Source organism: Micromonospora globbae (assembly GCF_036184225.1).
Taxonomy (GTDB): Bacteria; Actinomycetota; Actinomycetes; order Mycobacteriales; family Micromonosporaceae; genus Micromonospora; species Micromonospora globbae.
This window is the reverse complement of sequence record NZ_CP108084.1, coordinates 2,312,064-2,326,072: the sequence shown is the minus strand read 5'-3', so window position 1 is coordinate 2,326,072 and position 14,009 is coordinate 2,312,064. Positions and strand designations below refer to the sequence as shown.

Here is a 14,009-nt window from a genome sequence, read left to right as displayed (position 1 = left end):
GCGCGGTGGAGTCTCGTGGCGGCGCCGACCGGAGGGAGGCGGTGGCATGAGCGTCGTGCAGGAGAACGTCTCCCCGGTGCGGCCGAGGACCGGCCGGGCCGCGCCGCGTCCGCGGCTCACGCCGGTCGCCATCGTCTACCTCGCGCTGGTGGCGCTGCTCGTCGTGGGCAGCGTGCTCGTCGGGCTGCGGGGCGAGGTCCTGCTCGACCAGGCCGGCATCCTCAACATCCTCACCCGGGCCACCGCGCTCGGCCTCGTCGCGGTCGGGCAGACGATGGTGATCCTCACCGGCTCCCTTGACCTGTCGGTGGCGTACCTGATCGGCCTCACCTCGCTGATCGCGGCGGAGACGATGGCCGGGCGCGACGGCATGGTGGTGCCCGGTGTGCTGCTGGCGCTCGCGGTGGCCGCCGGCGTCGGTCTGGTCAACGGGCTGGTCATCACGGTCCTGAAGGCCAACGCGTTCATCGCGACGCTCGGCGTGGCGTTGATCCTGCGCGGCTACCTGGAGGACAACTACACCGGCCCGGCCGGCGACGTGCCGCGCGGCTTCCAGCACCTCGGTTACGACCGGATCGGCCCGGTGCCGGTGGCGGCGCTGCTCATGCTGGCCGTCGCGGCCGTGGCCTGGTGGTACCTGTCGCGCACCCGCCCCGGCTACCACATGTACGCGGTGGGCGGCGACATCGAGGTGGCCCGGCTGTCCGGGGTGCCGACCCGGCGGGTGGTCGTCACCGCCCACGTGCTGTGCTCGGTCGCCGCCGGCCTCACCGGCATCTACCTCGCGAGCCGGCTCGGCTCGGGCGCCCCGTACGTCGGCACCGACGCCGGCTACGACCTGGAGTCGATCGCCGCCGTCGTGCTCGGCGGCACGCTGCTCGCCGGTGGTCGGGGCGGCGTCGTGGGCACCATCGGCGGCGTCCTCATCCTCGCCACCCTGGACACGATCTTCGACGACCTCGCGGTCGACCCGTTCTTCAAGGACGTGGTGCGCGGCGTCGTCCTGGTGACCGCCGTCGCGCTGTACGCCCGGCGGATGACGGCCCGTCGCGCGCGGGGGAGGCTGGCATGACACGGGAGGCTGGCGTGGCCGCGCGCCGCGAGGGTGGCGCGTCCTGGCGTCCCCGGCTGGCCGAGGGCACCGCGCCGGTGCTGGTCGTCCTGCTCCTGCTGCTCGTCGGCCTCGCCGTCACCGGTCCCGCCTACGACGAGCCGTCCGGCTACCTGGCGCTGCTCAAGCGGGCCGCGCCGCTGATGATCCTCGCCATCGGGCAGTACTTCGTGATCGTCTCCGGCGGGTTCGACCTGTCGGTCGGTGCGCTGGTGACCGCCGGGGTGGTCATCGCGGCGCGACTCATCGACGGCGACGAGTCCGCCACGACGGGGGTGGTCCTGCTCGTGCTCGGCTTCGGCCTGCTGGTGGGCCTCGTCAACGGGCTGGTCACGACGAAGCTCCTGGTGCCGTCGTTCATCGTGACGCTCGGCATGATGCTCGTGCTCGACGGCGCGGTCTTCCTGTGGACCGACGGCGCGCCGCGCGGGGCGCTGTCCGCCGGGTTCCGCACGTTCGGGCGCGGCAGCGTGGACGTCCCGCTGCTCGGCGAGGTCCCGTGGTCGGTGCTCATCCTGCTGGCGATCCTGGTCGCCGCGGCGCTGTTCATGCGCGGCGGCACCGGCCGCGCGCTGGTGGCGGTCGGTGACAACGAGGCCGCCGTACGGCTGTCCGGCGGCCAGGTCGACCGGCTGCGGCTGCTCGCGTTCGTCCTGTCCGGCCTGCTCGCCGCGGTGGCCGCGATCCTGCTCGGCGGGTTCGCCGGCGTCTCGGCCCAGGTCGGCAACGGTCTGGAGTTTCGGGCGATCACCGCGGTCGTGCTGGGCGGCGTGCTCCTCGGCGGCGGTCGGGGCTCGGTGGTCGCGGCCGCGGCCGGCGCGCTGTCCCTGGAGGCGCTGTTCACCCTGCTGAACCTGCTCGGCGTGAGCGGCGCCCTCGAATCGGCCGTGCAGGGCGTCATCATCATCGCCGCCGTCGCCTACGCCGCCCTCGGCGGGGGCCTGCGGCAGCGGCTGCGGTGGCGGCCGAAGCGGAACAGCACCCAACCCGCTCCCTCCTGATGTCCCCACGGCTGGCAAAGGAGATCACGACAATGACCAAGAGATGGGCCCTGGTGGCCGTGGCGGGCGTGCTCGCCCTCGCCGGCTGTTCCAGCGACCTGCCCGAGGAGACGCCCTCGGGCTCCGGGTCACCCAGTTCCGACCCCCGCAGGTCCGAGTTCTTCGACCAGGCCGAGTACGACCGCCAGCTCGCGTTCCGCGACGCCACGCCGCAGGGTCCGGACGGCAAGCCGTGGGAGCAGATGCTCGAGCCTCAGATGGTCGACACCGCGAAGTACGCCAAGCCGGGCGGGAAGTACCGGCTCTGCTTCTCCAACGCCGCGGTGGACAACCCGTGGCGGCAGGTGGGCTTCAAGACCATGCAGCAGGAGGTGAAGCTGCACCCGGAGATCAGCGACTTCGTCGTGTTGGACGCGGAGGCCAAGGACGACAAGCAGATCAGCGACATCCAGTCGCTGAGCGGCCGCGACTGCTCGGCGATCATCATCTCGCCGAACACCACGGCCACCCTCACACCGGCCGTCGAGCAGGCGTGCGCGACCGGCGTGCCGGTGATCGTGTTCGACCGGGGCGTCAACACCACCTGCCCGGTCACGTTCATCCACCCCATCGGCGGCTTCGCGTTCGGCGCGAACGGCGCGGAGTTCCTGAAGGAGAACGTCAAGCCCGGCGGCAAGGTCCTCGCGCTGCGCATCCTGCCCGGCGTGGACGTGCTGGAGCAGCGGTGGGCCGCCGCCAACGAGATCTTCTCCGGCAGCGAACTTGACGTGGTCGGTGTGGAGTTCACCGACGGGGACGCGGCCAAGACGAAGAGCATCGTGTCCGACTACATCCAGCGCGAGGGCACGATCGACGGTGTCTGGATGGACGCCGGCGCGACCGCCGTCGCCGCCGTCGAGGCGTTCCAGGACGCGGGCGTCGACGTGCCGGCCTTCGTGGGCGAGGACCAGCAGGACTTCCTGCGGCTGTGGGTCGACGAGGGCCTGACGGCCGTCGCCCCGACGTACCCCACCTACCAGTGGCGCACCCCCGTCATCGCGGCCGTGAAGATCCTCAAGGGCGAGCAGGTGCCGAAGGAGTGGGTGCTGCCGCAGCCGCGGATCACCGGCGAGAACGTCCGGGAGTACGTCAAGGAGGACATGCCGCCCCTGCACTACGCGATGTGCGGCTGCGAGGACATGCCGGGCTACCCGGGGCCGTGGAAGTGACTGCCCACCGCCTGGGGGTCAACACCTGGGTGTGGACCTCGCCGCTGACCGACGCGACCCTGGCCGCGCTGGCGGCCAAGGTCGCCGGGTGGGGGTTCGACGTGCTCGAACTCCCGGTGGAGAACCCCGGCGACTGGGATCCGGCGCGGGCCGCCCGGGTGCTCGCCGACCACGGCCTCGGCGCCACCGTGTGCCTCGTGATGCCGCCCGGCCGCGAACTCGTGGCGGCCGACGCGGCCACGATCCGGTCCACCCAGGACTACCTGCGCCGCGTCGTGGACGCGGCCGCCACGGTCGGCGCGCCGGTGATCGCCGGCCCGGCGTACGCCTCGGTGGGCCGGACCTGGCGGCTGTCGCCGGGTGAGCGGGCGGGCGCGTACGCGCAACTTCGGGAGAGCCTCGCCCCGGTCGTCGCGCACGCGGGCGCGGCCGGCGTCACGGTGGCCGTCGAGCCGCTCAACCGGTACGAGACGAGCCTGCTCAACACCGTCGGCCAGACCGTCGAGGCGATCGGGGACCTGCCGCACTGCGGGGTCGCGCTCGACCTCTACCACCAGAACATCGAGGAGACCGACATCCCGGCGGCCGTCCGAGCGGCCGCCGGCCGGGTGGCCCACGTGCAGGTGTGCGGCAACGACCGGGGCACCCCCGGCACCGACCACCTGGACTGGCCGGCGATCCTCGCGGCGCTCGACGCGGCCGGCTACACCGGCCCGCTGTGCATCGAGTCGTTCACCGCGGAGAACGCCACCATCGCCACCGCCGCCTCCATCTGGCGTCCACTGGCCGAGAGCCAGGACGCCATCGCCGTCGACGGCCTGAAGTTCCTACGGGCGGTGATGCCCTAGACCCGATCGCCACCACCGCGAATCCGACGGCGCCGGCACGCCGCACGGTCACGACAGCATCAGTTCCTCGCGTCCCAGGGAGGTTGCACATCCCATGAACGTGACCCGGCGTCCCCGGTGGGGACGGCTGCTCGCGATGCCGGTCGCCGCCGCGCTCGCGATGTCCATGATCGGCCCGTCGCCCGCCGCCGCCCACCCGGGCGCGCACGGCGACGCCCACGTGCTGATCTTCACGAAGACCACCCAGTTCCGGCACACCGAGGCGATCGAACAGGGCGTCCCGGTGCTGCAGGCGGCCTTCGCCGAGGCCGGCATCACCTCCGAGCACACCGAGGACTCGTCGGTCTTCAACGACGAGGACCTCGCCCACTTCGACGCCCTCGTGATGTTCCAGGCCTCCGGCGACCCGTGGACCGCCGACCAGAAGGCGGCCATGGAACGCTACATGCAGGCCGGGCACGGCATCGTGGCCATCCACAACGCCACCGACATGCGCGGCAACTACGCCTGGTGGGACAACATGATCGGCACGCTGATGCCCGGTCACGCCGCCACCGGGACCAGCCCCGGCCTGCCGGGCACCGTCCGCGTCGAGGACCACACCCACCCCTCCACGAGCCACCTGCCGCAGCGCTGGGAACGCGCCGACGAGTGGTACAACTACGCGCTCAACGTCCGCGGCGACGCGCACGTGCTCGCCACGATGGACGAGACGACGTACGACCCGGGCGGCAACGCCATGGGCTACGACCACCCGATCTCGTGGTGCAAGCCGTACGACGGCGGCCGTGCCTGGATGACCGGCATGGGCCACTTCGGCGCCCACTACACCGGTGAGCCGCAGCTCGTGCAGCACATCGTCGGCGGTGTGAAGTGGGCCGCCGGCATGGTCGAGGGCGACTGCGGCGCCACCACGTGGGACAAGTTCGAGCGCGTCCCGCTGGACCAGAACACCTCCGCCCCGTACGCCATGGACATCGCGCCCGACGGCCGGGTCTTCTACACCGAGCTGGTCCGCGGCGAGATCCGCGTCTACGACCCGCGCACCCGCACCACGTCGACGGCCGTCACCATCCCGGTGTACTCCGGCGGCGAGGACGGCCTGCTGGGCATCGCGCTCGACCCGGACTTCGCCGACAACGGCCACCTCTACGTCTACTACTCGCCGGCGAGCGCCGACGACACCGACCCCGACAACTTCGTCAACCGGCTGTCCCGGCTGACCGTCGGCGAGGGCTCGCAGATCGACCGGGCGAGCGAGAAGGTGCTGCTGGAGGTGCCGGCGCGGCGGCTGCCCGACGAGCCGGGGCACACCGGCGGCGGCCTGGACTTCGGCCCCGACGGCAACCTCTACCTCGGCGTCGGCGACGACGTGAACCCGCACTCCGAGCCCTCGGGCGGCTACGCGCCGCTGTCCGAGCGCGACGGCACCTTCCACGACGCGCGGGCCACCTCGGCCAACACCAACGACCTGCGCGGAAAGGTCCTGCGGATCCACCCGGAGCCGGACGGCACCTACTCCGTCCCGGAGGGCAACCTGTTCCCGCCGGGCACCGAGAAGACCCGCCCCGAGATCTACGCCATGGGCTTCCGCAACCCGTTCCGGTTCGCCATCGACCCCGAGTCGGGTGCGCTGGCCGTGGCCGACTACTCGCCCGACAACGGCAGTGACAACCCCGACCGCGGCCCGGCGGGCATCGCCGAGTGGAACCTCATCACCGAGCCCGGCTTCTACGGCTGGCCGCTGTGCATGGGCGACAACGAGCCGTTCCGCGACGTCGACTACCGCACCAACCCGGTGACCGTCGGCGCCTACTTCGACTGCGACAACCCCGTCAACGACTCGATCCGCAACACCGGCCTGCGGGAGCTGCCGCCGGCCAAGCCCGCGAAGATGTGGTACGGCTACCAGCGCTCCTCGGTGCCGTCGGTCATCCCGCAGGGCGGCGGCCTCGCCCCGATGGGCGGCCCCTTCTACCAGTACGACCCGGACCTGGACTCCGACACGAAGTTCCCGGCGTACTACGACGGCAAGCCGTTCTTCTACGAGTGGTCCCGCAACAAGATGTACTCCATCATCCCGGGCGCCAACGGGACCGTGGAGAAGGTCAACCCGTTCCTGCCGCAGGAGCAGTTCCTCGCGCCGATCGACTCGAAGTTCGGCCCCGAGGGCTCCCTGTACGTGCTCGACTGGGGCGGCGGCTTCGGCCGGGACAACCCGAACTCGGGCCTGTACCGCGTCGACTACATCTCCGGGTCGCGCTCCCCGGAGGCGAAGGCCACCGCCACACCGGACTCCGGGCGGGCGCCGCTGGAGGTGCGGTTCGACGGCGCGCCGTCGTCCGACCCGGAGGGCGAGGCGCTCACGTACGCGTGGGACTTCGACGGCAACGGCACGGTCGACTCGACCGACCGGGCGCCCGCCCACACGTACACCGACAACGGCGTCTACAACGCGCGGCTCACGGTCACCGACCCGCACGGCAAGACCGGCACCACGACGGTGCCGATCACGGTGGGCAACACCCGGCCGCAGGTGCGCTTCGAGGCGCCGCCGAACGGCGCGTTCTTCGACTTCGGTGACGAGATCAGCTGGAACCTGTCGGTCACCGACGCCGAGGACGCCCAGATCGAGGACGCCGACGTGGTGATCCAACCGGCGCTCGGCCACGACGAGCACGCCCACCCGGCCGACCCGCTGCACGGGCGGACCGGCTCGGTGGTCACCGCCCTGGGCGGCGGCCACAGCGACGACATGAACGTCTTCTACGCCCTCGACGGGCGCTACACCGACTCGGGCGGCCCGGGTGGCATCCCCGCGCTCACCGGATCCCACACGACGCTGCTGTTCCCCAAGCAGCGGGAGGCGGAGTTCTTCGACGCCTCGCAGGGCGTCACGGTGGCGCCGGCACGGGACGTGGAGGGCCACGCGAACGCCATCACCGGCGCCAACGGCGCGTGGGCGTCGTACGACCCGGTGAACCTGCGCGGTGTGGACCGGCTCGTCCTGCGGGCCGCCGCGACCAGCGCGGGCACCGTCGAGCTGCGCCGCGGCGCTCCCGACGGCGCGCTGCTGGGCACCGCGCAGGTGCCGGCGACCACCGCCGGCCGCTACGTGGACGTACCAGTCCAGGTGAGCGACCCGGGGGAGACGTTCACCCTGTACGTGGTGTTCCCGGGCGCCGGCGAGCGGCGGCTGAACTTCATCGAGGCCGACGGCAAGGGTGTGTCCCCGACGACCAAGCCGAAGGTCACGGTGACCGCACCCGGACCGGACGACGACCTGGAGCCGGGCGCCATCGCGGTGACCGCGGACGCCTCCGACGCGGAGAACACGATCACGAAGGTCGAGTTCTTCGTCGACGACACCTCGATCGGCGTGGACACCACGGCGCCGTACGCGGTCACCTGGAACGCCACGACCGAGAAGCGCTACCGGCTGACCGCGGTCGCCACCAACGACAAGGGCGCCACCACCACCTCACGCATCGTGGAGGTGGAGGTCGGTGACCTCTACGGCGACTGGCAGACGTTCAGCAACACCAACGCCACGTTCGACCGGCCGGACACCGACACCTGGGTCGTCACCTCCGGTGGCGCGAACATGTGGCAGGGCACCGACCAGTACGGCTCGGTGTACCTCCCGGCGGCCGGCGGGAACCAGTGGACGGCCACCGTGAAGATCGCGCGGCAGGGCAACTCCAACGCCTCCGCCAAGGCCGGGCTCATCGTCCGCAACGACATCACCGGGCCCGGCACGTCGCCCGGCTACGCGGCCATGACGATGCGGGCCGGGCTGGGCTTCGAGTGGCTGCGCGACACCGACGGCAACGGGCAGCTCGACGCGAGCACCGGCGCCAGCACGACGAGCTACCCGGCGTGGGTGCGGATCGTGCGCGACGGCGCCCGGTACTACGGCTACTGGAGCAAGGACGGCGTCACGTTCACCCGTGTCGGCGACCCCGTGACGCTGCCCGGCGCCACGAGCCCGCAGGACATCGGCCTCGCGGTGACCGCGCACAGCGCCACGGCCACCAGCGAGGTGGAGTTCACCGGGTTCAGCCTGGTGGACAGGGCCATCCACCCCGGACCGGACCCCGAACCGGAACCGGGACCGGGCTGCCTCGTCACCGCCTCCGACCCGTTCGACGGCGACGCGCTGAACACCACCCGCTGGACGGTGGTGCGCCACGCACCGGACCTGCCCGTGCGGGTCGCGGACGGCACGCTCGTGCTGCCGGTCACCAACGGTGACATCAACGAGGCCGCGACCGGCCCGATCAGCTACGTCGGCCAGCCGGCGCGGCCCGGGTCGTGGACGGTGCGGACGAAGGTGTCCCTCGCGCACACCCGGGAGTGGCAGCACGCCGGGCTGCTGATGCACGGCGGCGACAACGACTACGTGAAGCTGGCGTTCACCCGCAACTCGTCCGGCGGGCGGCTGCTCGAGTTCCAGACGGAGGCGGCGGGCACCCGCACGTGGCACGCCAACGTGACCGTGCCGGCGGACTTCCCGCCGGCCGTGCACCTGCGGCTGAGCAGCGACGGGTCGAAGCTGACCGCCGCGTACTCGACCGACGGCGAGACCTGGACGGCCCTGGCCGGCCAGGCGACCGTGATCCCGCGCGCCACGATCGGCCTGATGGCCGCCGGTGACACGGCGGCACACGCGGTCGACGCGGTGTTCGACCACTTCACCCTCACACCCGACACGGGCGACGACGGTGTGCGGGCGCCGGGCGACGAGTTCGACGGCGACGCGCTCGACGGCTGCCGCTGGAACGCCGTGGTCCGCTACGACTCGTCGAAGGTCGCCGTCACCGACGGCCAGCTGCGGATCGAGACGCAGCCCGGCGACATCAACGGCGACACCAACCAGTCGCCGCGCAACTTCGTCCTCCAGGACCTGCCCGACGGGGACTGGACCATCCAGACCCGGCTGACGCCGACGATGCTGCACCGCTGGCAGCTGGCCGGGTTCCTCGTGTACGCCGACGACGACAACTACGTGAAGTTCGACGTGGTGGCCACGAACACCAGCGGCGCGCCGACCGACCTGCGAGCCGAGCTGGTGTCCGAGCGCAACGGCCAGTTCGGCAACGGCGGCAACCGGTCGATCGACGTCGCCGAGGCGACCGAGAGCGGCTGGTACGACCTGCGGCTGAAGCGGACCGGGAACACCTACTCGGCCGAGATCAGCGACGGCGGAGTCACCTGGACCTCCCTCGGCGACCCGGTGACCAACGACGCGCCGATGACCTCGTTCGGCCTCATGGCGCTCGGACCGGAGCAGGTGTCGCCGGTGACGGTGGCGTTCGACTACTTCCGGGTGGTCGACACGGTGGCGCCGTCGGTGTCGGTGGCCGTCGACCCGGCCGCACCGAACGGCGACAACGGCTGGTACGTCTCGCCGGTCACCGTCTCGGCCACCGGGACGGACGACCGGGGCCCGGTGCGGATCTCGTACCGGATCGGCGACGGCGAGTGGACCGACTACCGGGAGCCGGTGAGGGTGACCGGGGACGGCACGCGTGAGCTGCGGTTCCGGGCGGTCGACGAGGCCGGCAACGTCTCGACGGAGTCGGTCGTGTCGCTGCGGGTCGACGCCACGGCCCCGGTCGTGTCGTTCGGCGGGGTCACCGACGGCGGCTCCTACGAGCTGGGCGAGCGGCTGCCGATCACGGCATCCGCGAAGGACCCGGCCTCGGGTGTCGCGTCGGTGGTCGTCACGCTCGACGGCACGCCGGTCAGCGGGCCGGTCGCCCCGACCGCGGGCGCCCACCGGGTGACCGCGGTGGCCACCGACAAGGCCGGCAACGTCACCGAGTCGGCGGCGTCGTTCGAGGTGGTCGCGACGTACGCGAACACGGTCGCGCTGGTCGACCGGTACCAGGAGGAGGGGCTCGTCCCGCAGCACCGCGCGGCTGCCATGAAGAGCCAGCTCAAGGTGGCCGAGCGCCTGGTGAAGGCCGGGCAGGAGCCGCAGGCCGAGGCGGCGCTGGACCGGTACGCGTCGTTCGCCGACGCCGTCGCCGACCAGTCGGCGCGCACCCAGTTGATCGCGGCCGGCGAGTACCTGCGGGCCCACCTGTGAGGAGATGACGGCGAGCCGGTGCCGGCCGGCTCCCGACCGGTGCCGGAGCACGCCAGGCGTGCTCCGGCACCCGGTGTCCGTGCACCGGCCGGCCCGCGGCCTGCGACCGCCGGTCGATCAGCGGAAGGCGGCGGCGTTGCGCCTGGCCCAGGCGGGGAAGCTGCCGGGCGCGCGACCCAGGATCTTCTGGACGTCGGGGCTGACGGTCTGCTCGCGGGCGGTCGGGGTGCCGAGGATGTCCAGGGTGGTGTCGGCCACCGGCGCCGGCATGAACGCGAGCATCAGTTCGCGTGCCGCCTGCCGAGTCTGGTCGACGAACGTGAGGGGCTCGCCGATGGCCTCGGCGATGGCGGCGACGCGCTGACGCGGGGTGATCAGCTCGGGGCCGGTCAGTTCGTAGACGGCCTTCGCGTGGTCGGGTCGGGTGAGCGTCACGGCGGCCACGGCGGCGATGTCGTCGGGATCGATGAGCGGAAGGCCGACGTCGCCGAAGGGAGCGGCGACGGTCCGGGAGGCCTTGACCGACGGCGCCCAGGCGTAGGAGTTGGACGCGAAGCCGCCGGGACGCAGGATGGTCCACTCCGCGCCGGAGGCCATGACGGCCTGCTCGAAGGCGGCGAAGGCCCGGCCGTGTGACAGGGAGTCCGGACGGGTGGCCACGCCCTGAGAGGAGAGCAGGACGATCCGGCCTGCGCCGGCGAACTGCGCCACGACCTGTTCGGGGTCGCCGGTCATCATCAGGTCGCCGCCGACCAGCAGGAACACCGCGTCCGGGGAGGGCAGGTCGGCGGCCGGCCGGGCGAGGTCCGCGGCGAGCGTACGGACGCCGGGCGGCACGTCGGACGTGGTGATGCCGCGGGAGACGGCGGTCACCGCGTGGCCCTGCTCGACGAGGGTGCGGACGAGGGTACGGCCGACGTTACCGGTGGCACCCGTGACAATGATCATGAATGTCGCTCCAGAGTTAGTTAGTTGACTGACTTGGCTCTGGGGGACCGTAGCACGGGAGGGGGACCTATAGTTAGTCGGGTGACTGACTCGAACGCGGTGCGCTCCCGGAAGGCCGGCGCCAAGCGCGAGCGGCTCATGGTGGCGGCCGCGCACGTGGTGCACCGGCAGGGAGTCGAGCGAACCACCATCGCCGACATCGCCCGCGCCGCCGACGTCCCCGTCGGCAACGTGTACTACTACTTCAAGACCAAGGACGAGCTCGTCGCCGCGGCGCTGTCGGAGCACACCCGGCAACTGGAGCTGCTCACTGAGCGCCTCAACCGGCTCCCAGATCCGCGCGACCGGCTCAGAGGCCTGATCGAGGCATGGGTCAGCCAGCGTGACGTGGCCGCCCGGTACGGATGCCCGACCGGCACCCTCGCGGTGGAGCTCGACAAACGCGACGACGGCGGGCTGGACGCCGAAGCGGGCAAGGTCATTCGGCAGCTGCTCGGCTGGGTGGAGCAACAGTTCCACGAGTTGGGCCTGCCGGAACCCGACGGCCTCGCCCTTACGCTGGTGGGCGCGTACCAGGGCATGTCGCTGCTGGCCAACGCCTTGCGCGACCCGAGCGTCATGGACCGCGAAGGCGCCCGGCTGCTCAGCTGGCTTGAGTCGCTCGACGCCACATGAGACCGGTCGGCGCCCGTCACCGCGGCGACGACGGAATGCCATCGTGCGTGAGATCGGCGAGTCCGGGGTACGGGTTCCCCTATGCCGAGAGAGGGGCAAGTCGTCGGAGGCCGTTACCGCCTGGAGGAGAAGATCGCCAGCGGCGGTATGGGTGACGTGTGGCGGGCCGTGGACGAGACGCTGGGCCGCTGTGTGGCCGTCAAGACGCTGCACTCCCGCCTGGTCACCGACGCCGAGTTCGGCGAACGGTTCCGTCGCGAGGCGCGGGCGATGGCGGCCCTGCGTCATCCCGGTGTCGCCCAGGTCTACGACTACGGCGAAGTGTCACTGCCCGGCGAGCCGGCCCTCGCCTACATCGTCATGGAGTGCGTGCAGGGACAGCCCCTGGCGGCGCGGATCGCCGAGGCGCGGCGGCTCGACCCGGCCGAGACGATGTCGATAGCGGCGCAGACGGCCCGCGCCCTCGACGCCACCCACCGCGCCGGCGTCGTGCACCGCGACGTCAAGCCCAACAACCTCATCATCGAGCCGGACGGGCACGTCGTACTCGTCGACTTCGGCGTCGCCGTCACGCAGGAGGCCGCGAGCCTCACCGCGGCGAACAAGGTCGTCGGCACCCCCCTCTACATGGCCCCCGAGCAGGTGGCCCGGAACGAGACCACCCCCGCCATCGACATCTACGCGCTGGGCGCCGTCACCTACCACTGCCTCGCCGGTCGACCGCCCTACCAGGGCGACAACGCCGTCACGGTCGCGCTGCGGCACCTCGAGGACGAGCCGCCGCCGCTGCCCGAGGACGTCCCGGCGGAGCTCCGGCAGTTCGTGGCCACCGCGATGGCGAAGGAACCCGCCGACCGGTTCCCGACGGCGGCGGCGATGGCCAGCGCGGCGCAGGCCCTCGCGGACTCGTACGCCCGGCCGGGGAGCCCCACCGTCCGGGCGGCCTGGACCGAACCGCCGACCGTTGCCCTCACCCCGCGACAGCCGACCTCCAGCGGTACGCCCCGCCGGCTCGTCGGCCGGGAACCCACCAAGGTCGCGGTGCTGCTCGGTTCGCTGGCCGCCGCGGCCGCCGTCCTGGCGCTCGCCGACCCGGCCGGGACGATGTCGGACCGGACCGGGCGACAGCCGGGATCACCCGCGGTCTCGCCCACGGTGTCGCCGTCGACGCGGCCCGCACAGGTGGGACCCGGCCCTGGCGCCGGTGGTGGTGAACCGGAGGCGCGCACGTCCGCCGCGGTTCGCACGCCCGGATCGCCCAGCCCGACGGCCACCCGCCCCGTGGACGGGAGCACCACGGGTGGCGTGACGCCCTCGGGTGGAAGCGGCTCGCCTGATCCCACCACCACCGACAGTGCGTCCCCGGAGCCGACGGGTGCGCCGACGGGCGGAACGACGGGCGGCCCGTCCGTGGAGCCGACCGAGGAGCCCACCGCGGACCCGACCGCGGACCCGACCGCGGAGCCCACAGAGGAACCGACCGGGGAGCCGTCGGCGGACGAATCGACGGCCGGGGACGGCGCGGCTTCCCGCCGTTAGCCGGTGCCGGCGCGGCTGCTGACCACGCACCCGCGCACCGCAAACTGCGGCAATTCGCGGCCCTTGTGCGATCTAGTCGTCACCGAGCCGTCGCGGTGGGTGACAATGGCTCGATGCGGTGCGCGCGGACGCACCCCTACCCGATCGCAACGGAGGAGCCTTGAGCGCCACGGTCACGTCGTTCAGCTACCACGTTCCCTGGGAGGGCCTGTACGGGTTCAGCCAGGCCATGCAGGTCGGCGACACGGTCTACATCTCCGGTCAGCTCGCGCACGACGCCGAAGGGAACTTCGTCGGAGAGGGCGACTTCGACGCCCAGGTGAACGCGACGCTCGACAACCTCGACAGGGTGCTGGCGCACTTCGGTGCCTCCCGGCGTCAGGTGGTGGAGACCACGGTCCTCGTCGTGGGGTTGCGCGAACACTTCGACGCGGTGGCCGCGGCGCACTCCCGCTACTTCGGCGACCACCGTCCGACCAGTACGGTCAGCGGTGTGGTGGAGCTGGCGCTACCGGCCCAACTCGTCGAGATCGGGGCCGTCGTCCGCCTGGACATCGCCGCCTGATCCCAATCTCCGGACCTCTG

General features: G+C 72.2%; 9 protein-coding genes. 8 read left to right on the top strand and 1 reads right to left on the bottom strand.

What is annotated here, in order from left to right:
* Positions 1-46 precede the first annotated feature (46 nt).
* From OG994_RS10335 to OG994_RS10315, 5 genes are all read left to right on the top strand, one after another.
* Positions 47-1,072 (top strand): ABC transporter permease, encoded by a 1,026-nt coding sequence (locus tag OG994_RS10335; protein ID WP_328852996.1) that lies wholly within the window; start codon positions 47-49, stop codon positions 1,070-1,072.
* Complete coding sequence (locus tag OG994_RS10330) at positions 1,069-2,112, top strand: ABC transporter permease (protein WP_328852995.1); 1,044 nt, start codon at positions 1,069-1,071, stop codon at positions 2,110-2,112. Before OG994_RS10335 ends, OG994_RS10330 begins: the two co-directional genes overlap by 4 nt.
* 32 nt (positions 2,113-2,144) lie before the next feature.
* A complete protein-coding gene (locus OG994_RS10325; RefSeq protein ID WP_328852994.1) occupies positions 2,145-3,320 on the top strand; it encodes a substrate-binding domain-containing protein in 1,176 nt (391 codons plus the stop codon).
* The gene (locus OG994_RS10320) at positions 3,317-4,168 is read left to right on the top strand and encodes a sugar phosphate isomerase/epimerase family protein (protein WP_328852993.1); all 852 of its coding nucleotides are present in this window, start codon (positions 3,317-3,319) and stop codon (positions 4,166-4,168) included. Before OG994_RS10325 ends, OG994_RS10320 begins: the two co-directional genes overlap by 4 nt.
* Before the next feature lie 94 nt (positions 4,169-4,262).
* Complete coding sequence (locus OG994_RS10315) at positions 4,263-10,262, top strand: ThuA domain-containing protein (protein ID WP_328852992.1); 6,000 nt, start codon at positions 4,263-4,265, stop codon at positions 10,260-10,262.
* A gap of 117 nt (positions 10,263-10,379) precedes the next feature.
* Here the strand turns inward: OG994_RS10315 and OG994_RS10310 are convergent, their stop codons facing one another.
* On the bottom strand, positions 10,380-11,210 hold the full coding sequence (locus OG994_RS10310) for an NAD(P)H-binding protein (RefSeq protein ID WP_328852991.1): 831 nt from the start codon (positions 11,208-11,210) through the stop codon (positions 10,380-10,382).
* Positions 11,211-11,291: 81 nt separating this feature from the next.
* Between OG994_RS10310 and OG994_RS10305 the strand changes: the two genes are divergently transcribed.
* From OG994_RS10305 to OG994_RS10295, 3 genes are all read left to right on the top strand, one after another.
* On the top strand, positions 11,292-11,885 hold the full coding sequence (locus OG994_RS10305) for a TetR/AcrR family transcriptional regulator (RefSeq protein ID WP_328852990.1): 594 nt from the start codon (positions 11,292-11,294) through the stop codon (positions 11,883-11,885).
* A gap of 81 nt (positions 11,886-11,966) precedes the next feature.
* Positions 11,967-13,424 (top strand): serine/threonine-protein kinase, encoded by a 1,458-nt coding sequence (locus tag OG994_RS10300; protein WP_328852989.1) that lies wholly within the window; start codon positions 11,967-11,969, stop codon positions 13,422-13,424.
* A gap of 160 nt (positions 13,425-13,584) precedes the next feature.
* On the top strand, positions 13,585-13,989 hold the full coding sequence (locus OG994_RS10295; RefSeq protein WP_328852988.1) for a RidA family protein: 405 nt from the start codon (positions 13,585-13,587) through the stop codon (positions 13,987-13,989).
* The last annotated feature ends 20 nt before the right edge of the window (positions 13,990-14,009 follow it).

Coding starts and splice junctions, on each gene's coding strand:
- OG994_RS10335 (WP_328852996.1), top strand. CDS start 47: ATGAGCGTCGTGCAGGAGAACGTCTCCCCGGTGCGGCCGAGGACCGGC.
- OG994_RS10330 (WP_328852995.1), top strand. CDS start 1,069: ATGACACGGGAGGCTGGCGTGGCCGCGCGCCGCGAGGGTGGCGCGTCC.
- OG994_RS10325 (WP_328852994.1), top strand. CDS start 2,145: ATGACCAAGAGATGGGCCCTGGTGGCCGTGGCGGGCGTGCTCGCCCTC.
- OG994_RS10315 (WP_328852992.1), top strand. CDS start 4,263: ATGAACGTGACCCGGCGTCCCCGGTGGGGACGGCTGCTCGCGATGCCG.
- OG994_RS10310 (WP_328852991.1), bottom strand. CDS start 11,210: ATGATCATTGTCACGGGTGCCACCGGTAACGTCGGCCGTACCCTCGTC.
- OG994_RS10300 (WP_328852989.1), top strand. CDS start 11,967: ATGCCGAGAGAGGGGCAAGTCGTCGGAGGCCGTTACCGCCTGGAGGAG.